The sequence below is a fragment of the Lelliottia sp. genome, from assembly GCF_045627565.1.
In the GTDB taxonomy this organism is placed as follows: Bacteria; Pseudomonadota; Gammaproteobacteria; order Enterobacterales; family Enterobacteriaceae; genus Enterobacter.
In genome coordinates this window covers 281,602-301,829 of the sequence record NZ_JAZQNX010000008.1, presented here as the reverse complement: position 1 = coordinate 301,829, position 20,228 = coordinate 281,602, and the positions used below count along the sequence as shown (strand labels likewise).

Here is a 20,228-nt window from a genome sequence, read left to right as displayed (position 1 = left end):
CATCTTTACTGAGCAGTCTTTATTGGGTAGTGTCTCTGGCGCTATGAGATACTTATAAAGGACAGGCTGTTCATGTTTTCAGGACTTTTAATCATTCTGCTGCCGCTGGTAGTGGGCTACCTTATTCCCCTTCGTCACGCCTCCGCATTAAAACTCATTAATCGCTTTTTGAGTTGGATTGTTTACGTCATCCTTTTTTTCATGGGGATAAGTCTCGCATTCCTGGATAATTTGGCCGCCAATCTGCTGTCTATTCTCCATTATTCCATTGTCACTATTGTGGTTATTTTGGTGTGCAATATTGCCGCGCTGTTCTGGCTCGAACGAACCATTCCGTGGAAAAATCATCACCAGCAAGAAAAATTGCCGTCACGAATTGCAATGGCGCTCGAATCATTAAAACTCTGCGGTGTAGTGGTGCTGGGTTTTCTGCTCGGCCTAACGGGGTTAGCATTTTTACAGCACGCGACCGAAGCCAGCGAATATACATTGATTTTCCTGCTGTTCCTGATCGGTATCCAGCTGCGTAATAACGGCATGACGCTAAAGCAAATTGTGCTGAATCGCCGAGGAATGATGGTCGCCGTGGTCGTCGTGGCAAGCTCTATGGTCGCGGGTGTAATTAACGCATTTATTCTCGATCTGCCGCTGAAAACAGGCCTGGCGATGGCATCCGGATTTGGCTGGTATTCGTTGTCCGGTATCCTACTCACCGAATCATTTGGCCCGGTTATCGGTAGCGCCGCGTTCTTTAACGATCTGGGGCGAGAACTGATCGCGATTATGCTCATTCCGGGGCTGGTGCGTCAAAGCCGCTCAACGGCGCTCGGCCTGTGCGGAGCCACGTCGATGGACTTCACGCTGCCCGTTTTACAGCGCTCGGGTGGGCTGGAGCTGGTGCCCGCCGCCATCGTGCATGGTTTTATTTTGAGTCTGCTGGTACCGATTCTGATGGCTGTTTTCTCCGCCTGATACCTCTCTGGCGGTAGCCCTCTACCGCCAAAATTGCGCTAAATCAATATCCCTTTACTTTGTAGAAGAAAGACCTTTTCTACGTCCCGCCAAGCGCATAACCTTAAACATGTATCTAAAATATAACTTTAACAGGTGTGATTATGTTTTGTGTGCAATGTGAACAAACCATCCGTACCCCTGCCGGCAACGGCTGCTCCTACTCGCAAGGTATGTGCGGTAAAACCGCAGAAACGTCTGACCTGCAAGATCTCCTGATTGCGGCCCTACAAGGCCTGTCCGCCTGGGCCGCAAAAGCGCGTGAATACGGCATTGTGGATCACTATGTCGATAACTTCGCACCGCGCGCTTTTTTCTCCACGCTGACTAACGTTAACTTCGACTCTCCACGCATTGTGGGCTACGCGCGTGAAGCCATTGCCCTGCGCGAAGCACTGAAAGCACAAAGCCTGAATGCAGATGCCAATGCTGCGGTAGATAACCCAATGGCTGACCTGCGGCTGGTGAGCGAGGATCTGGGCGACCTGCAACGTCAGGCGGCAGAATTCACCCCGAACAAAGATAAAGCGGCCATCGGTGAGAACATTCTCGGCCTGCGCCTGCTGTGCCTGTACGGCCTGAAAGGTGCGGCGGCCTATATGGAACACGCCCACGTCCTCGGTCAGTACGACAACGCCATTTACGCCCAGTACCACAAAATCATGGCGTGGCTGGGGACCTGGCCTTCCGATATGAACGCTCTGCTGGAGTGCTCAATGGAAATTGGCCAGATGAACTTCAAAGTGATGAGCATTCTGGATGCAGGCGAAACCGACACGTACGGTCACCCAACGCCAACACAGGTGAATGTGAAAGCGACTGCCGGTAAGTGTATTTTGATCTCCGGTCACGATCTGAAAGACCTCTATAATTTGCTGCAACAAACCGAAGGGACAGGCGTTAACGTCTACACCCACGGCGAAATGCTGCCCGCCCACGGCTATCCGGAGCTGCGCAAATTCAAACATCTGGTCGGGAACTACGGCAGCGGCTGGCAGAATCAGCAGGTAGAATTTGCTCGCTTCCCCGGCCCAATCGTAATGACCTCAAACTGCATTATCGATCCGACCGTCGGTTCATATGACGATCGTATCTGGACCCGCAGCATCGTCGGCTGGCCGGGAGTCAGTCATCTCGAAGGTGATGATTTCGCACCGGTCATCACCCAGGCGCAGCAGATGGCGGGCTTCCCGTTCAGCGAAATCGAGCACATGATCACCGTGGGCTTTGGTCGCGAGACGCTTCTTGGCGCTGCCGATTCCCTCATCGATCTGGTGAGCCGCGAAAAACTGCGTCACATCTTCCTGGTTGGCGGCTGTGACGGCGCACGCGGAGAACGTAATTACTTCACCGATTTTGCCACCAGCGTCCCGCAGGATTGCCTGATCCTGACCCTGGCCTGCGGTAAATACCGCTTTAACAAACTGGACTTCGGCGATATCGAAGGCCTGCCGCGTCTGATTGATGCCGGTCAGTGTAACGATGCCTACTCGGCGATCATTCTGGCCGTGACGCTTGCAGAGAAACTGGGCTGCGGCGTGAACGATCTGCCGCTGTCTCTGGTGCTTTCCTGGTTCGAGCAGAAAGCGCTCGTGATCCTGCTGACCCTGCTGTCGCTGGGCGTCACCAATATTGTCACCGGCCCGACCGCGCCTGGCTTCCTGACCCCGGATCTGCTGGCCGTGTTGAACGAAAAATTCGGTCTGCGTTCCGTGACGACCGTAGAAGAAGACATGCAGCAACTGCTGAGCGCGTAAGGAGGATTTATGACGATGCCAACCTCACAATGCCCGTGGCGGATGCAGGTTCATCACATCCATCAGGAGACGCCGGATGTGTGGACACTTTCACTGCTGTGCCATGACTTTTATCCGTACCGTGCGGGTCAGTACGCGCTGGTCAGCATTCGCAACGCGGCGGACACACTGCGTGCGTACACCCTTTCCTCGACGCCGGGCGTCAGCGAGTACATTACGCTCACCATCCGCCGTATTGATGAGGGCGCTGGCTCGCAGTGGCTGACCAACGACGTCAAGCGCGGGGATTATATTTGGCTCTCCGACGCGCAGGGTGATTTCACCTGCGACGACAAAGCCGATGATAAATTCCTGATGCTTGCTGCGGGTTGTGGCGTGACGCCGGTGATGTCGATGCGTCGCTGGCTGGCAAAAAATCGTCCGCACGCTGATGTGCAGGTTATCTTTAGCGTGCGCTCCCCCGAAGATGTGATTTTTGCCGACGAATGGCGAAATTATCCTGTGACGATGGTGGCAGAAAATAACGCGACTCACGGCTTTGTGGCCGGTCGTCTGAGTCATGAACTACTTCAAAGCGTGCCGGACATCGCATCGCGTACGGTGATGACCTGCGGGCCTGCGCCGTATATGGACATTGTCGAAAAAGAGGTACATGCGCTAGGGGTCACTCGCTTCTTCAAAGAGCAGTTCTTCACGCCCGTGGCTGAAGCCGCGACCAGCGGCGTGAAATTCACCAGGCTGCAACCGGCGCAGACCTTTTTTGGTCGCGTCGGCACGACGTTAATGGAAGCGCTAGAAAGCAACAACGTTCCGATTGTCGCTGCCTGTCGCGCTGGCGTGTGCGGTTGCTGCAAAACGAAAGTGGTTTCCGGTGAATATACCGTCAACAGCACCATGACGCTGACGGAGGCAGAAATCGCCGACGGCTACGTGCTGGCCTGTTCCTGCCATCCGCAGGGTGATTTGGTACTGGCGTAATATCGTTCCCGCCTGTTAAAACGCGAAAGGCCAGCATCAGCTGGCCTTTTTATTTGGATTATTTCTACGCGGCTTGTGCAGCAGTGAGCCGGTCATTCGGCTCGTTTGAGGCTTTCGAACTTTTCTAAGCTGCCTGTGCGGCAGTGAACGCGATGGGTTTCGGTAGCACTGGTGCCACAAATTTCTAAGCTGCCTGTACGGCAGTGAACAGAGACGCGCCCATCAGCATGATTGACGTTCTTTTCTAAGCTGCCTGTACGGCAGTGAACACGCGGGAGCCGTAGTTATCGGGTTTATTTTGTTTCTAAGCTGCATGTACGGCAGTGAACTTATTGACGTAACTGCAATCAATTTTCATAACTTTCTAAGCTGCCTGTACGGCAGTGAACATACCGCCGCCAGTATAAGGACCCTGCATTTGATTTCTAAGCTGCCTGTACGGCAGTGAACGCGCACCGGCAGGTCAATGTATGACCCCACGAGTTTCTAAGCTGCCTGTACGGCAGTGAACACGATAAAGGGTGGCGCGGATTTGGAGGATGTTTTCTAAGCTGCCTGTACGGCAGTGAACTGTTACTGGTCGAAATTGAGGCTAAATCGGACGTTTCTAAGCTGCCTGTACGGCAGTGAACCTTGCCGTGGTCCTCGGTGATCTTGCCCAAATTTTCTAAGCTGCCTGTACGGCAGTGAACGTATATGAGCGCCTGATTAAGCCACGCTGGGATTTCTAAGCTGCCTGTACGGCAGTGAACTCGTACCATTTCTGGTGTAACTTATCCAGCACTTTCTAAGCTGCCTGTGCGGCAGTGAACATAACGCTGCTATTCATAGCGAAAACTGGAACTTTCTAAGCTGCCTGTGCGGCAGTGAACACACCCGCGCAGCGGCTAATAAATGGCTGTCATTTCTAAGCTGCCTGTGCGGCAGTGAACCGCGTGATCGGTTTTCGTCGATTCGTAAGCGCTTTCTAAGCTGCCTGTGCGGCAGTGAACAGCTAAAGAAAACGAGGAAAAACGCGGACTTTTTTCTAAGCTGCCTGTGCGGCAGTGAACACTTTCAAAGTAGATGATCCGGTTTACGTGATCTTTCTAAGCTGCCTGTGCGGCAGTGAACGCACTCCCTGCGAAACCTTCTAAATCTACATTTTTCTAAGCTGCCTGTGCGGCAGTGAACCCAATTTATTTTTTTTATTATTGTTTTCGTCATTTCTAAGCTGCCTGTACGGCAGTGAACGTCTCGGACTTCCCGAGGGTAAAAAAGGGGTATTTCTAAGCTGCCTGTACGGCAGTGAACAAACACTTTTAACTCCTATTTGACCCGCGCGATTTCTAAGCTGCCTGTACGGCAGTGAACACTTTGAATATTCACTTGCCACAGTCCCAAAATTTTCTAAGCTGCCTGTACGGCAGTGAACAATGGTGACGGTGCTGCGCTTCTTATCAGCCATTTCTAAGCTGCCTGTACGGCAGTGAACAATTAGCCAGCCTGGGCAATCAATATCCCTTCTTTTCTAAGCTGCCTGTACGGCAGTGAACGCGCTCACCGAGCAGGGGTTCGTCTTTAAAATTTTCTAAGCTGCCTGTACGGCAGTGAACTAAATCGTGGAAAGCGTGGACACATGCAGAGCTTTCTAAGCTGCCTGTACGGCAGTGAACTGGGCAAATCACCGGCGATGAGGCAGCGGCAATTTCTAAGCTGCCTGTACGGCAGTGAACCGAATCAACCGGAATATTAGAACCCGCCCCACTTTCTAAGCTGCCTGTACGGCAGTGAACAATTCAACACGATAAGGTGATGATTATCGACCAGTTTCTAAGCTGCCTGTACGGCAGTGAACTGCTTCACCAGCACTGGTGGATTTACGGGCGATTTCTAAGCTGCCTGTACGGCAGTGAACGAATACCACGGCCCTGATGTTGCAAGGGCAGCTTTCTAAGCTGCCTGTACGGCAGTGAACGGAGCGACATCTATGCAAAACAGCCAATTTTATTTCTAAGCTGCCTGTACGGCAGTGAACCACGGTTCAACAGCCACAGCCGCGAGCCGACTTTTCTAAGCTGCCTGTACGGCAGTGAACTGACCCTTGACGGCGCGACCTTTACGCCGTCATTTCTAAGCTGCCTGTACGGCAGTGAACGAATAAACCTGCCTGGCTCCATGCCGCATTCATTTTCTAAGCTGCCTGTACGGCAGTGAACTGAAGCAATCTACACCTTTCTTTTTGATATACAAAGTGAAATTGGATTCCAGCCAGCCAAACCCTTTTTTCGCAGATGTTCATTCCACTTATAAATATCAATAACTTAAATAACACCCACAAAAAAGGGTTCCGAAGAACCCTTTTTATAGATGCGCGTTTTTATATCGACATCACACTCGCCCTGTCCGGATAAAACCTTATTTCCAGGCCGGATCTTTGGCTAAGGCATAACGCCCTGCACCCAAAAACGCGACGGCTAATGCGCCAATAAAGAAATACACCAGGCTTTCGATCGCCCATGCGCCTACTGCATCCAGCGCGAACGTTTTGCCTGTGCCAACCATCAGCCAGGCGACAATCATCGTGAAGGCCAATACCAGCGCTGCCGGACGCGTCAGAATGCCCAGCACAATCAGCACAGGCGCTACCACTTCACCAATTAACACGCCATACGCGATAAACCCGGGTAATCCTTTAGCCACCAGCATGCCACTAATGCCATCCACGCCGCCAATCAGCTTGTGCAGCCCGTGAAACAGCATGAGTCCGCCCACCGCCAGTCGCAGTAAAAGCTTGCCAAAATCTTCATGCGTTAGCGTTTTATTAACAGCAATTAACAATGATTTAACCATATGAAATGATTCCTGTTTTTACTTGAAGTTTCATCAGAATATGACGAATTGTTGCACAATGAAAGTAACTATTAATCAGGGGGATTTGACGGGCAGAACGGCCATTTTCTTCTAAGCTTGTAAGCGTTATCACATAACGGAGATGGACACCCATGAAACAGACCGTAGCGGCTTACGTCGCGAAAACGCTGGAACAAGCCGGAGTGAAACGCATTTGGGGCTTGACCGGCGATTCTCTGAACGGATTAAGCGACAGCCTGAACCGAATGGGCACCATCGAATGGATGCCGACGCGCCATGAAGAGGTCGCCGCGTTCGCCGCTGGCGCGGAAGCGCAGTTGACAGGTGAACTGGCGGTTTGCGCCGGATCGTGCGGCCCAGGCAATTTGCATTTGATTAACGGCTTGTTCGACTGCCATCGCAACCACGTTCCGGTGCTGGCCATTGCGGCGCATATTCCGTCGAGCGAAATCGGCAGCGGCTATTTTCAGGAGACGCATCCGCAGGAGCTGTTCCGTGAATGTAGCCACTACTGCGAGCTGGTTTCCACCCCGGAGCAAATCCCGCAGGTGATGGCGATTGCGATGCGCAAAGCGATCCTTAATCGCGGCGTTTCGGTCGTGGTTTTACCGGGGGATGTGGCCTTGAAAGCCGCACCAGAAGGGGCAAGCACGCACTGGTATCCCGCGCCGCAGCCGGTTGTCACGCCAGCGGAAGAAGAATTAAAAAAACTGGCGCAGCTTTTACGCTACTCCAGCAACATTGCCCTGATGTGCGGCAGCGGCTGCGCGGGCGCGCACAAAGAACTGCTGGAATTTGCCGGAAAATTAAAAGCACCGATTGTTCACGCCCTGCGCGGCAAAGAACATGTGGAGTATGACAACCCTTACGACGTGGGGATGACCGGCCTGATCGGTTTCTCCAGCGGCTTCCACGCGATGATGAACGCCGACACGCTGGTGCTGCTCGGCACGCAATTCCCCTATCGCGCGTTCTATCCGACGGACGCGAAAATCATCCAGATCGATATTAATCCCGGCAGCATCGGTTCGCACAGCAAGGTCGATATGGCGCTGATTGGCGATATCAAAGCCACGCTCACGGCCCTGCTCCCGCATCTGGAAGAGAAAACCGATCGCAAATTCCTCGACAAAGCGCTCAGTGATTATCGCGACGCGCGCAAAGGGCTGGACGATCTCGCTAAACCGAGCGAAAAGGCGATTCATCCGCAGTATCTGGCGCAGCAGATCAGCCATTTCGCCGCTGATGATGCCATCTTTACCTGCGATGTGGGCACCCCCACCGTCTGGGCCGCGCGTTATCTGAAAATGAACGGGAAACGCCGACTCATCGGCTCCTTCAACCACGGTTCAATGGCCAACGCCATGCCGCAAGCGCTGGGCGCAAAAGCCACCGCGCCAGAGCGTCAGGTTGTCGCCATGTGCGGCGACGGCGGATTCAGCATGTTGATGGGCGATTTTTTGTCGGTGGTGCAAATGAAACTGCCGCTGAAAATTGTGGTGTTCAATAACAGCGTGCTGGGATTCGTGGCGATGGAGATGAAGGCCGGTGGCTATCTGACTGACGGCACGGATCTGCACGATACCAACTTTGCAAAAATCGCCGAGGCCTGTGGTATCACGGGCATTCGCGTGGAAAAAGCTGCGGACGTGGACGAAGCACTACAGCGCGCATTTTCCATCGACGGCCCGGTGCTGGTGGATGTGGTGGTGGCCAAAGAAGAACTGGCGATCCCGCCGCAAATCAAACTGGAGCAGGCCAAAGGCTTTAGCCTCTATATGCTGCGCGCCATTATTAGCGGTCGCGGTGACGAAGTGATGGAGCTAGCAAAAACCAACTGGCTCAGGTAAAAATATCCTTTTAAAGTCATACGCAAAATCATTCGTGATGCGTCAAGGCGGCGAGCCTGAAAACCCCAGAAGCACAGAACGTGACTGGGGTTTGCGGGTGCCGCTAACGCGAAGGCGTGAAAGATGCGTGTATATAAGGATATGCCATGATTGATTTACGCAGTGATACCGTCACCCGTCCGAGTCGCGCCATGCTTGAAGAGATGATGACCGCCCCGGTCGGGGACGACGTGTACGGTGATGACCCAACGGTCAACGAACTCCAGCGCTACGCCGCGGAATTAAGCGGTAAAGAGGCGGCGCTGTTCCTGCCTACCGGCACGCAAGCCAATCTGGTGGCATTACTCAGCCATTGCGAGCGCGGCGAAGAGTACATTGTTGGCCAGGGCGCGCATAACTATCTGTACGAAGCCGGTGGCGCAGCGGTGCTCGGCAGCATTCAGCCGCAGCCGATTGACGCCGCGTCTGACGGCTCCCTGCCGCTGGATAAAGTCGCTGCCAAAATCAAAGCCGACGATATTCACTTCGCACGGACCAAACTGCTCAGTCTGGAAAATACCCACAACGGGAAAGTGCTTCCGCGCGAATATTTGAAAGCCGCATGGGATTTCACCCGCGAGCGCAATCTGGGGCTGCACGTCGACGGTGCACGCATCTTTAACGCCGTGGTGGAGTATGGCTGCGAGCTGAAAGAGATCACCCAATACTGCGATACGTTCACCATTTGTCTTTCCAAAGGTCTGGGAACGCCGGTCGGCTCGCTGCTGGTGGGCGATGCGGATTACATCAAGCGCGCCAACCGCTGGCGTAAAATGACCGGCGGCGGCATGCGTCAGGCCGGGATTCTGGCCGCGGCCGGATTGTATGCGCTGAAAAACAACGTCGCGCGTCTGAAAGACGATCATGATAATGCCGCGTGGATGGCGACTCAACTGCGTGAAATCGGCGCGGACGTGATGCGTCACGACACCAATATGCTGTTCATTCGCGTGGGTGATGAAAACGCCGCCGCGCTGGGCGAATTCATGAAATCCCGTGGCGTGCTAATCAACGCTTCCGCAGTAGTGCGCCTGGTGATGCACCTTGACGTGAGCCGCGAACAGCTTTCTGACGTGGTCAAACACTGGCAGGCCTTTTTACAGCGCTAAGGAGCACACCGTGCCGCAACGTATTCTGGTGCTCGGCGCCAGTGGCTATATCGGTCAGCATTTGACGTCCGCATTAAGTGAGCAAGGACATCAGGTGCTGGCGGCGGCACGCAACACTGAGCGCCTCCAGAAGCTAAACCTGCCCAACGTCCGCTGTCACAATGTTGATCTCAACTGGCCGAAGGAACTGCCCGTCCTGCTGGAAGGCGTCGATACGCTCTATTATCTGGTGCACAGCATGGGCGAAGGCGGTGATTTTATCGCGCACGAGCGCCAGGTGGCGTTGAACGTACGTGATGCCCTGCTGGAAACGCCCGTTAAGCAGATTATTTTCTTAAGCTCATTGCAGGCGCCTGAAAGCGAGCAGTCCGATCACCTGCGCGCGCGCCAGCTTACGGCGGAAACGCTGCGCAGTGCCGATATTCCGCTCACCGAATTACGTGCCGGGATCATCGTGGGCGCAGGGTCAGCGGCTTTCGAAGTGATGCGCGATATGGTTTACAACCTGCCGATTCTCACGCCGCCGCGCTGGGTGCGCTCCCGCACCACGCCGATTGCGCTAGAAAATCTGCTGCATTATCTGATAGAACTGCTGAATCATCCCAGCGCACAACATCGCGTGCTGGAAGCGGCCGGGCCTGAAGTGCTGAGCTATCAGGAACAGTTTGAGCATTTTATGAGGGTCAGCGGGCGTCGCCGCTTGCTGGTGCCCATCCCCTTCCCGACCAGTTGGATCTCCGTCTGGTTTTTGAACGTCATTACGTCCGTTCCGCCGACGACGGCCAAAGCGCTGATCCAGGGGCTGAAACACGATCTGCTGGCCGATGACCGCGAACTGCGTGCGCTAATCCCACAGGATCTGATTCGTTTCGACGACGCCGTGCGCAACACGTTAAAAGAAGAAGAAAAACTGGTGAACTCCAGCGACTGGGGTTACGACGCGCAGGCCTTTGCCCGCTGGCGTCCGGAGTACGGTTATTACGCCAAACAGGCGGGATTCACGGTAAAAACCAGCGCCAGCCTTGAAGCCCTCTGGGAAGTGGTGAATCAAATTGGCGGCAAAGAGCGCTATTTCTTTGGCAATATTCTTTGGCAAACGCGCGGGATGCTGGATCTGCTGGTGGGACACAAGCTGGCAAAAGGCCGTCCAGCACACGCCATGCTCCAGCCAGGCGATACGGTCGATAGCTGGAAAGTGATTATCGTTGAGCCAGAAAAACAGCTGGCGCTGCTGTTCGGCATGAAAGCGCCCGGCCTTGGGCGGTTATGCTTTACGCTGAAAGACAAAGGCGATCACCGTGAACTGGACGTGCGTGCGTGGTGGCATCCGCACGGAATGCCGGGGCTTTTCTACTGGCTGTTGATGATTCCGGCACACCTGTTTATCTTCCGCGGCATGGCAAAACGGATTGCGCATCTTGCAGAACACAAGACAGAAAAAGTCTGATTAATACTCTGATTCTTTCACCTTTCCCATTGCATCGTGGCGTGATTCACGGAAGAATGCGCACGAAATTCTTTTCAACACAGTGGATTGATATGAAGGTACTGGTTACCGGCGCCACCAGCGGCTTAGGCCGAAATGCGGTCGAGTTTCTTCGCAACAAAGGCATCAACGTTAGAGCCACCGGCCGCAACGAAGCGATGGGTAGGCTCCTGCAAAAAATGGGGGCGGAATTCATCCAGGCCGACCTGACGGAGCTGGTTTCTTCGCAGGCAAAAGTGATGCTCGCCGGAATCGATACGCTGTGGCACTGCTCCAGTTTTACCTCGCCCTGGGGAACGCAGGAAGCCTTTGACCTCGCGAACGTTCGCGCCACCCGCCGTCTCGGCGAATGGTCTGTCGCGTGGGGGGTGCGTAATTTCATTCATGTCTCCTCTCCGTCGCTCTATTTCGATTATCACCATCATCGCAATATCCAGGAAGATTTCCGCCCCGCACGGTTCGCCTGCGAATTTGCGCGCAGCAAAGCTGCCAGCGAAGAGGTCATCGATCTGCTGGCGCAGTCAAACCCTCATACGCGCTTTACCGTTCTGCGTCCGCAAAGCCTGTTTGGGCCGCACGATAAAGTGTTTATCCCGCGTCTGGCGCAGATGATGCATCACTACGGCAGCGTGCTGTTGCCGCGCGGTGGCGATGCGCTGGTGGATATGACCTATTTTGAAAATGCGATTCATGCGATGTGGCTGGCGAGCCAGCCGGAGTGCGATCATCTTGTTTCAGGGCGCGCGTACAACATCACCAACGGCGAACCGCAGAGCCTGCGCAACATCGTGCAACGGCTGATTGACGAGCTGAATATTCACTGTCGCATTCGTTCTGTGCCCTACCCGATGCTGGACATGATCGCCCGCAGCATGGAGCGTTTTGGCAATAAATCAGCCAAAGAGCCCGCGCTGACCCACTACGGCGTTTCGAAGCTTAATTTTGATTTTACGCTGGACACCACGCGTGCTGAAAACGAGCTGGGGTACAAGCCTATCGTCACGCTGGACGAGGGCATTGTGCGCACGGCGGCGTGGCTGCGCGATCACGGCAAACTGCACCGCTAACGCGAATTATCCCTGCCCGTACTTTTCTAATAACGCCTCGGCAATCGCCATGGACTGCGCATCCGCAATACCGTTCCAGACCTCGGGACGGTAGTGCATCTGAAACGCCATAATGACGCGTTTCTTCTGTGCCTCAGTGCTATTTTCCGGCACTTCATACCCGTAACGCGCCAGCAGATCGAGCAATGCTGCAGGCTCTACGCTCTGATACGGCGGCTTTCCGTTGAGATAAAACGCGACGCGAGCCGGATCGGGCCATGCGCCAATCCCGTGCTGGGCAAGCGCTTGCCACGGGAATAGCGGGCCGGGATCGTCTTTGCGTTGAGGGGCAATATCAGAATGCGCCACCACGTTCTGCGGCTTGATGTCGTACCGGGCGATAATGTCTTTGGCGAGCGGAATGAGCGCGGCGATTTGCGCGGGTTCAAACGAGGTAAAGGTCTTCACACTACCCGTTTTCTGCCAGCCCCGGTTTTCCAGCTCAATGCCAATCGACGTATCGTTAATGCGGTTCGTTCCGCGCCAGAAACTGACGCCCGCATGCCAGGCCAGTTCGCTTTCAGGCACCAGTTGCCAGATACGCGGTTTGCCATCTGGCGCAGGTGGTTTAGCCGGAATAAGATAATGCGAGCTGACGTGTTTATCAGTCAGCGTAGCCAGCGAACTGTCGAAATCATCAGCCGTATAATGGATGACCAGCACTTTGATGCGCGGGTACGCAGCCTGCGCCTGATGGCGGGTATCCAGCTCATACGCCCCTTTATCGACGATGCCCTTTTCACCCGCACATCCCGCCAGCAGCAACGCCAGCAGGGAAAGGGACAACAAACGTTTCATCGACGCGTTTTCACCGCGGTACCGCTGACACTCACCATCAGCATGCTGGCGTCTTTACCAACCGTTTCATAGTCGATATCAATCCCTACCACCGCGTCAGCGCCCAGCGCTTTGGCCTGCTCGCCCAGCTCTTTGAATGCAATTTCACGCGCTTTGCGCAACTCTTTTTCATAGGCTCCGGAACGTCCACCGACGATATCGCGGATGCCCGCAAAAAAGTCGCGGAAAATATTCGCACCTAGGATGGCCTCACCCGTCACCACGCCGCAATACTCGACGATCGTTTGCCCTTCCAGCGTAGGGGTTGTTGAAAACTGCATTGTGTCTCTCCTTTTATATGCCCTGAACCGTCGTGTAGCGACACCCCGTCGGCGACCCGAAGTATGACGGGTATAGCGTTCAATGCCTTAGCGCATCACTTCCCCAGCATTATCGGTTCGTTACGCTATGATTGAAAGGATAGTTAATCATTAAGGAAATCAACATGCGCTATTCTGCTTTGACGCTTTTGGTGCCCTGCGCGCTGCTGCTCAGCGCCTGCACCACGCCTGTTACACCGGCTTTCAAGGATATCGGAACCCGCAGCGGCCCTTGCATTGACGGCGGTCCTGATGTGGTAGCCCAGCAGTTCTACGACTACCGAATTCAGCATCGCAGCAACGACATCACCGCCCTGCGCCCGTATCTGAGCGACAACCTGGCGAAACTGCTGAGCGATGCCACTCGCGACCCGCAGCACAACGCGCTGCTTCAGTCCGATCCGTTCTCCAGTCGCACCACGCCGCCTGACAGTGCGAAGGTTGCCAGCGCCTCGACCATCCCAAATACCGACGCACGAAACATCCCGTTAAGAGTGAAACTGACTCAGGGCGACCAGTCCTGGCAGGATGAAGTGCTGATGATCCGCGAAGGTCAATGCTGGGCAATTGATGACGTCCGCTATATCGGTGGCAGCGTCCACGCCCCGGCTGGCACGCTGCGCCAGTCGATTGAAAATCGCTGAGTAAAAACCGTTACCCCCGTAAAATGTCCGGCATTTCATGAGGAATGCCGACATTTATTCTCGCCCCATTTGCCTTCCGCTATTTTGTGCTATGTTTAGATAGAATTACGGGTTATATTTAACTTTTAACGCATAAATATTGCATAACTATTCTGTCAACGGTACTATCTGCGGCCTCAATTGCTATAGATTGCCTGGATGAGTAAAGACTGCCCCGATGAGTATTCAACTAAACGGCATTAACTGCTTCTACGGCGCACACCAGGCGCTGTTCGACATCACGCTGAACTGCCCCGAGGGCGAAACGCTGGTTTTACTTGGCCCAAGCGGCGCAGGTAAAAGCTCACTGCTGCGCGTCCTTAACCTGCTTGAAATGCCACGCTCCGGCACGCTTGCTATCGCCGGAAATCACTTTGATTTTGCCAAAACGCCGTCTGAGAAAGCGATCCGCAATTTGCGTCAGAACGTCGGCATGGTCTTTCAGCAATATAATCTCTGGCCGCACCTGACCGTACAGCAAAACCTGATTGAAGCGCCCTGCCGCGTGCTGGGTTTAAGCAAAGATCAGGCGCTGGCGCGTGCCGAAAAGTTACTGGACCGTCTGCGCCTGAAACCTTACAGCGACCGCTATCCACTGCATCTTTCCGGTGGTCAACAGCAGCGCGTCGCTATTGCCCGTGCGCTAATGATGGAACCCGCTGTGCTGCTGTTCGATGAGCCAACCGCCGCGCTGGATCCGGAAATTACCGCCCAGATCGTCAGCATCATCCGCGAACTGGCTGAAACGAATATCACGCAAGTCATCGTGACGCACGAAGTGGAAGTGGCGCGCAAAACCGCCAGCCGCGTGGTGTATATGGAAAACGGTCTTATCGTCGAGCAAGGGGATGCGAGCTGCTTCACCGCTCCGCAAACTGACGCCTTTAAAAACTATTTATCTCACTGATGTGTTAGGGAAAATGATAATGAAAAAAGTATTGATTGCCGCACTGCTTGCTAGCATCAGCCTTTCCGCTACCGCAGCACAGACTATCCGCTTTGCCACCGAAGCCTCTTATCCTCCGTTTGAGTCTATCGATGCAAACAACAAAATTGTGGGCTTTGACGTGGACCTGGCAAACGCGCTGTGTAAAGAGATCGACGCGACCTGCACCTTCGCCAACCAGTCTTTCGATAGCCTGATCCCAAGCCTGAAATTTAAGCGCATCGACGCGGTCATGGCCGGTATGGACATCACTCCAGAGCGCGAGAAACAGGTGCTGTTCTCTACCCCTTACTACGACAACTCCGCCCTGTTCATCGGTCAGAAAGGCAAATTTGCCTCTATTGATCTGCTGAAAGGCAAAAAAGTCGGCGTACAGAACGGCACGACGCACCAGAAATTCATCATGGATAAACATCCGGAAATCACCACCGTGCCTTACGACAGCTACCAGAATGCGAAACTGGATCTGCAGAATGGTCGTATCGACGCCGTCTTTGGTGATACTGCGGTAGTCACCGAATGGCTGAAAGCCAACGATAAGCTGGCGCCAGTCGGCGATAAAGTGACCGACAAAGATTACTTTGGCACAGGTCTGGGCATCGCGGTACGTCAGGGCAACACTGAATTGCAGCAGAAATTCAACGCTGCTCTCGAAAAAGTGAAAAAAGACGGCACCTACGAAACCATCTATGCCAAATGGTTCCAGAAGTAAGATCTGATGAACGAATTTTTTCCTCTAGCAAGCGCCGCCGGGATGACCGTCGGCCTTGCCGTTTGTGCGCTCATTATCGGCCTGGCGCTGGCGATGGTCTTTGCGGTGTGGGAGTCAGCGAAATGGCGCCCAATCGCATGGATGGGCTCCGCACTGGTCACCGTCCTGCGCGGACTGCCAGAAATTCTGGTGGTCCTGTTTATCTATTTCGGCTCTTCACAGCTGCTGCTGACGCTGTCTGACGGCTTCACGCTAAACCTGGGTTTTGCCCAGATTCCCGTGCAAATGCAGATCGAGAACTTTGACGTTAGCCCGTTCCTATGTGGCGTAATCGCGCTTTCTCTGCTCTATTCCGCCTACGCGTCGCAAACGCTACGCGGTGCGCTGAAAGCGGTTCCGATTGGGCAGTGGGAATCCGGTCAGGCGTTGGGTTTATCTAAGACGGCGATTTTCTTCCGTCTGGTAATGCCTCAGATGTGGCGTCATGCCCTGCCGGGCCTGGGAAATCAGTGGCTGGTATTGCTGAAAGATACCGCGCTGGTGAGCCTGATAAGCGTGAACGATTTAATGCTCCAGACAAAAAGCATTGCCACCCGCACCCAGGAGCCCTTCACCTGGTATATCGTTGCGGCGGCTATCTACCTGGTGATCACGTTACTCAGTCAGTACGTTCTGAAACGCATTGACCTGCGCGCCACGCGCTTTGAACGGAGACCCGGCTGATGCTTGAGTATTTACCTGAGCTGATGAAAGGGCTGCACACCAGCCTGACGCTCACCGTGGCGTCTATCGTGGTGGCTCTGATTCTGGCGCTGATTTTTACCATCGTCCTGACGCTGAAAACGCCGGTGCTGGTGTGGATTGTTCGCGCGTACATCACACTGTTTACGGGTACGCCGCTGCTGGTGCAGATCTTCCTGATTTACTACGGTCCGGGCCAGTTCCCGACGCTGCAGGAATACCCGGTTATCTGGCATCTGCTATCTGAACCCTGGCTTTGCGCGTTGATTGCCCTGTCGCTAAACAGCGCGGCGTATACCACGCAGCTTTTCTATGGCGCGATCCGCGCCATTCCGGAAGGCCAGTGGCAGTCCTGCGGCGCGTTGGGGATGAGCAAGAAAGACACGCTGGCGATCCTGCTGCCGTATGCGTTTAAACGCGCGCTCTCTTCCTATTCCAACGAAGTGGTGCTGGTGTTTAAAAGTACCTCTTTGGCTTACACCATCACATTGATGGAAGTAATGGGTCACGGACAGCTGCTGTACGGTCGTACCTATGACGTCATGGTGTTTGGTGCGGCAGGTCTGGTTTATCTGATTGTGAACGGTCTGCTGACGCTGATGATGCGTCTTATCGAGAACAAAGCGCTGGCCTTTGAGCGCAGAAATTAATCAATAAACTGCATAAACCGTGAATTTGAAAGACGGGCAAGTCTCACCACTGCCCGTCTTTTTTTATAAACTCAATAATATTTAATCATTTTTATTGCATATAAATTCAATAAATGGCATTGTTGATTTATGCCGAAGACACGGCGCATAAGACAGATTGACAGACGGGAGCAGTAAAATGAAAAAGTACGTTCTGGCCGCATTACTGGCAACTTTCGCCGCTGGCGCATCAGCCGCAGATAAAATCAGCTTTGGGGTTTCCGCCACCTATCCGCCATTTGAATCGCTGGATGCCAGCAACCAGATCGTGGGTTTTGATATCGACCTGGCGAAAGCGCTGTGCAAACAAATGCAGGCCGACTGCACTTTTACCAACCACGCGTTCGACAGCCTGATCCCGGCGCTGAAATTTAAAAAATACGATGCGGTCATCTCCGGCATGGACATCACGCCAGATCGTAGCAAACAGGTCTCTTTCACCGAGCCGTACTACGCTAACTCTGCGGTCGTTATTGCGAAAAAAGACACCTACAAATCTTTCGCCGAGCTGAAAGGCAAACGCATCGGGATGGAAAACGGCACCACGCACCAGAAATATCTGCAGGACCAACATCCTGAAGTCAAAACCGTGGCTTACGATAGCTACCAGAACGCGATTATCGACCTGAAAAATGGCCGTATTGATGGTGTGTTTGGCGATACCGCCGTGGTGAATGAGTGGCTGAAAACCAACCCTCAGTTGGGTACAGCGACGGAAAAAGTGACCGATGCGCAGTACTTTGGTACAGGCCTTGGCATCGCGGTTCGCCCGGATAACAAAGCTCTGCTGGAAAAACTGAACGGCGCGCTGAAAGCAATTAAAGCCGACGGCACTTACCAGAAAATCAGTGACCAGTGGTTCCCACAATAATCACGTCTCGCCGGGCACTCGCCCGGCTTTTTATTACCGATTTATAACGGTACATAAAAGCGGAAACGCGCCCCGCTCGCCGCCTCCATCAGGTTAATCCCGCCGCCATGCAGCTCCAGCATCCTTTTCACGATCAGCAGCCCTAAGCCACCACGATTTTCTCGCGATGCCTGCTGACTCAGCGCAGACGGGCGCTGGAAGAGATCGTCCCGTAACGCTGCCGCAATTCCCGGTCCACTGTCCGTCACTTCTACCTGCAATTGCTGATTTTCCTGCCACACCGCCAGGCGAATATCACCGCCCGCAGGCGTGTGCCGCATGGCGTTATCCAGCAGATTCGTCACCACCCGCTCGATCATAGAGACGTCGGCATTGACCAGCGGCAGCCGCCCAGGCACATCAATATGCAGGCGAAGCTCGCGGGTCTGCGCGGTCAGCTCGAACTTCTGCGCTACATCGGAAATCAGCTCGCCCATCGCAAAACGTTCGCGCTGCGGTTTGATGCCACCATATTCGAGGCGCGCCAGCTCAAACAGCTGCTGCGAAAGATGCCGCACCTTTTGCCCCTGTCGCAGCGCCGTGGCCAGATACTTTTGGCTCTCTTCTGCCGTCAGGGTCGCGGATTTCATCGACAGCGTCTCCAGATACCCCAACAGCGAAGTGAGCGGCGTGCGCAAATCGTGAGAAATATTGGCGATAAACTCCCGGCGCTGGCGATCGCTGTCGGCCAGCTGATCCCACTGAGACGTAATCTTGCGCGCCAGTTCGATAAAGGTGTTGCGCAGCAGCGCCACCTCATCACCCGTGCTGTTTTCGAGCGGCTGATCTGCAAGCTGTTTAATCGCGCTGATGCTGTCCTGCTCCAGGCCGGAGACTTCCACCGTCAGGCGCTTGACCGGTTGTGTCACCCAATAGCGCACCAGCAGGCCCGCCAGCAGGCCAAACAGGGCCACCAGCAGCAACGACCACATCGCGGTGCTCCACAGCGTTTTGTGCCAGGCCATGTCCGCAAGCGCGTTAAATTCTTCACCTTGCAGGATGATGTACAAATAGCCGCGAAGCTGACCGTCCTGGCGAAGCGGCGTGGCGCTGAAGACTTTTTGCTTATCGAGACTGCGCGGATCGTCGCCATACAGCGGCCACGTTTCTCCGCTAAGGAAATTTTGCAGCGGCGCAATCGCAATGCGTTGCCGCTGAATGTGCCCCGGCGGGGCCGCATCAGCCAGCAGCTCGCCGTCCGGCGAAATCACATACAGCTCAACGCTGGGGTTGAAAGTCATCAGCCGATCGAACAGCGGTTTAAGACGACTGCGATCGACCTTGCCTTGCGCATCAAGAATCGGCTCGCGCTGGGCAATCTGCTGCGCCAGCCCGCCCGACAGGCGCTGAACCATGGCGTTGCCGTACTGCATACTGGTGTAGAGCTGCACCACGCAGGCCACGGCCGCGCTGAGCACCAGCAACAGAATAAACAGCAGCGTGAGCCGCTGGCTGAGGCTAAACCGCCGCGTCATGAGTAAACTCCGCAAATTTATAGCCTTTGCCCCAGACGGTACGAATGATTTCCGGCTCGGCGGCGTCTTTTTCTATCTTGATCCGCAGACGGTTGATATGGGTGTTGACGGTGTGTTCGTAGCCTTCGTGCTGATAGCCCCAGACCTGCTCAAGCAAAGCCAGACGCGAGAAAACTTCGCCGGGATGTCGGGCAAAGAAATACAGCAGCTCAAATTCGCGTGGGGTGAGCACCACCTCTTTGCCGTTCAACTGCACGCTGCGCAAAAGCGGATCCAGCGCCAGGCCGTGTGCATAAATTTGCCCGTTGGTTTGCGCCAGCCCCATCGCCTGCTGGCGACGAAACAGCGCTTTAATGCGGGCAATCAGCTCCTGCACGGAAAAGGGTTTAGCCAGATAATCATCCGCGCCGGTTTCCAACCCCGTGATGCGGTCGGTTTCGCTGCTGCGGGCGCTGATAATAATGATGGGCAGATATCGGGTGAGCTGGCGAATGCGACGACAAATCTCCAGCCCGTCGACGTGAGGCAACATCAGATCGAGGATCACCGCATCCCATTGCGCCTGCTCAAGCAGCAGCAACGCTTTGGCACCATCGACCTCATGGGTGATGACGTAACCTTCGTCTTCAAGATGTAAACGCAGGAGAGACGCGATATCGCCGTCGTCTTCCACCAGCAGGATCTGTTTTGCCGCCGCCATCAGTAAGCCTTTTTCAGTGTTTAACC

General features: G+C 54.4%; 18 protein-coding genes and 1 CRISPR repeat array. Of the genes, 13 read left to right on the top strand and 5 right to left on the bottom strand.

The features are described 5' to 3' along the window. Positions 1 to 72: 72 nt before the first annotated feature. The 3 genes from ACKI5T_RS06275 (at position 73) to hcr (ending at position 3,746) form a co-directional block, all read left to right on the top strand. Positions 73 to 972, top strand: a complete 900-nt coding sequence (locus ACKI5T_RS06275) for a lysine exporter LysO family protein (RefSeq protein ID WP_407436390.1) — start codon at positions 73 to 75, stop codon at positions 970 to 972. 143 nt (positions 973 to 1,115) lie between these two features. Beyond that, positions 1,116 to 2,768, top strand: coding sequence for a hydroxylamine reductase (gene hcp / locus ACKI5T_RS06270; RefSeq protein ID WP_407436388.1), 1,653 nt, complete (start codon positions 1,116 to 1,118; stop codon positions 2,766 to 2,768). 9 nt (positions 2,769 to 2,777) lie between these two features. Further along, complete coding sequence (gene hcr / locus ACKI5T_RS06265) at positions 2,778 to 3,746, top strand: NADH oxidoreductase (RefSeq protein WP_407436386.1); 969 nt, start codon at positions 2,778 to 2,780, stop codon at positions 3,744 to 3,746. A gap of 121 nt (positions 3,747 to 3,867) precedes the next feature. Beyond that, positions 3,868 to 5,944: a CRISPR direct-repeat array (repeat unit 28 nt; unit sequence TTTCTAAGCTGCCTGTACGGCAGTGAAC). 199 nt (positions 5,945 to 6,143) lie between these two features. On the opposite strand, the gene ACKI5T_RS06260 is transcribed toward hcr, so the two are convergent. Then, positions 6,144 to 6,578 (bottom strand): DoxX family protein, encoded by a 435-nt coding sequence (locus tag ACKI5T_RS06260; protein ID WP_012016788.1) that lies wholly within the window; start codon positions 6,576 to 6,578, stop codon positions 6,144 to 6,146. 152 nt (positions 6,579 to 6,730) lie between these two features. Between ACKI5T_RS06260 and poxB the strand changes: the two genes are divergently transcribed. The 4 genes from poxB (at position 6,731) to ACKI5T_RS06240 (ending at position 12,150) form a co-directional block, all read left to right on the top strand. Continuing rightward, on the top strand, positions 6,731 to 8,449 hold the full coding sequence (gene poxB, locus ACKI5T_RS06255; protein ID WP_407436384.1) for a ubiquinone-dependent pyruvate dehydrogenase: 1,719 nt from the start codon (positions 6,731 to 6,733) through the stop codon (positions 8,447 to 8,449). Between the two features lie 146 nt (positions 8,450 to 8,595). Then, positions 8,596 to 9,597 (top strand): low-specificity L-threonine aldolase, encoded by a 1,002-nt coding sequence (gene ltaE, locus ACKI5T_RS06250; RefSeq protein WP_407436382.1) that lies wholly within the window; start codon positions 8,596 to 8,598, stop codon positions 9,595 to 9,597. A gap of 10 nt (positions 9,598 to 9,607) precedes the next feature. Beyond that, positions 9,608 to 11,044 (top strand): DUF2867 domain-containing protein, encoded by a 1,437-nt coding sequence (locus ACKI5T_RS06245; RefSeq protein WP_407436380.1) that lies wholly within the window; start codon positions 9,608 to 9,610, stop codon positions 11,042 to 11,044. Between the two features lie 92 nt (positions 11,045 to 11,136). Then, a complete protein-coding gene (locus tag ACKI5T_RS06240; RefSeq protein ID WP_407436378.1) occupies positions 11,137 to 12,150 on the top strand; it encodes an NAD-dependent epimerase/dehydratase family protein in 1,014 nt (337 codons plus the stop codon). A gap of 6 nt (positions 12,151 to 12,156) precedes the next feature. Here the strand turns inward: ACKI5T_RS06240 and ACKI5T_RS06235 are convergent, their stop codons facing one another. Beyond that, positions 12,157 to 12,987 carry an N-acetylmuramoyl-L-alanine amidase gene (locus ACKI5T_RS06235; RefSeq protein WP_407436376.1) on the bottom strand — a complete coding sequence of 277 codons (831 nt, stop codon included), beginning with the start codon at positions 12,985 to 12,987 and terminating at the stop codon, positions 12,157 to 12,159. Then, complete coding sequence (locus ACKI5T_RS06230) at positions 12,984 to 13,307, bottom strand: heavy metal-binding domain-containing protein (protein WP_407436374.1); 324 nt, start codon at positions 13,305 to 13,307, stop codon at positions 12,984 to 12,986. Before ACKI5T_RS06230 ends, ACKI5T_RS06235 begins: the two co-directional genes overlap by 4 nt. Before the next feature lie 164 nt (positions 13,308 to 13,471). Between ACKI5T_RS06230 and ACKI5T_RS06225 the strand changes: the two genes are divergently transcribed. From ACKI5T_RS06225 to artJ, 6 genes are all read left to right on the top strand, one after another. Continuing rightward, positions 13,472 to 13,990: a lipoprotein gene (locus ACKI5T_RS06225; protein WP_407436372.1), complete on the top strand. Its 519-nt coding sequence runs from the start codon at positions 13,472 to 13,474 to the stop codon at positions 13,988 to 13,990. Positions 13,991 to 14,207: 217 nt separating this feature from the next. After that, positions 14,208 to 14,936 carry an arginine ABC transporter ATP-binding protein ArtP gene (gene artP, locus ACKI5T_RS06220; protein WP_407436370.1) on the top strand — a complete coding sequence of 243 codons (729 nt, stop codon included), beginning with the start codon at positions 14,208 to 14,210 and terminating at the stop codon, positions 14,934 to 14,936. A 19-nt stretch (positions 14,937 to 14,955) separates the two neighbouring features. Then, on the top strand, positions 14,956 to 15,687 hold the full coding sequence (gene artI, locus ACKI5T_RS06215; protein WP_012016779.1) for an arginine ABC transporter substrate-binding protein ArtI: 732 nt from the start codon (positions 14,956 to 14,958) through the stop codon (positions 15,685 to 15,687). Positions 15,688 to 15,693: 6 nt separating this feature from the next. Then, complete coding sequence (gene artQ / locus ACKI5T_RS06210; RefSeq protein ID WP_407436368.1) at positions 15,694 to 16,410, top strand: arginine ABC transporter permease ArtQ; 717 nt, start codon at positions 15,694 to 15,696, stop codon at positions 16,408 to 16,410. Beyond that, entirely contained in the window at positions 16,410 to 17,078 is a 669-nt protein-coding gene (gene artM, locus ACKI5T_RS06205) for an arginine ABC transporter permease ArtM (protein WP_012016777.1), read from the top strand. The genes artQ and artM overlap by 1 nt, the downstream gene beginning before the upstream one ends. Positions 17,079 to 17,256: 178 nt before the next feature. Then, entirely contained in the window at positions 17,257 to 17,988 is a 732-nt protein-coding gene (artJ, locus tag ACKI5T_RS06200) for an arginine ABC transporter substrate-binding protein ArtJ (protein ID WP_407436366.1), read from the top strand. 41 nt (positions 17,989 to 18,029) lie between these two features. Here the strand turns inward: artJ and ACKI5T_RS06195 are convergent, their stop codons facing one another. After that, positions 18,030 to 19,502, bottom strand: coding sequence for a sensor histidine kinase (locus ACKI5T_RS06195; protein ID WP_407436364.1), 1,473 nt, complete (start codon positions 19,500 to 19,502; stop codon positions 18,030 to 18,032). Then, on the bottom strand, positions 19,486 to 20,202 hold the full coding sequence (locus ACKI5T_RS06190) for a response regulator transcription factor (protein ID WP_407436362.1): 717 nt from the start codon (positions 20,200 to 20,202) through the stop codon (positions 19,486 to 19,488). The genes ACKI5T_RS06195 and ACKI5T_RS06190 overlap by 17 nt, the downstream gene beginning before the upstream one ends. Between the last annotated feature and the right edge of the window lie 26 nt (positions 20,203 to 20,228).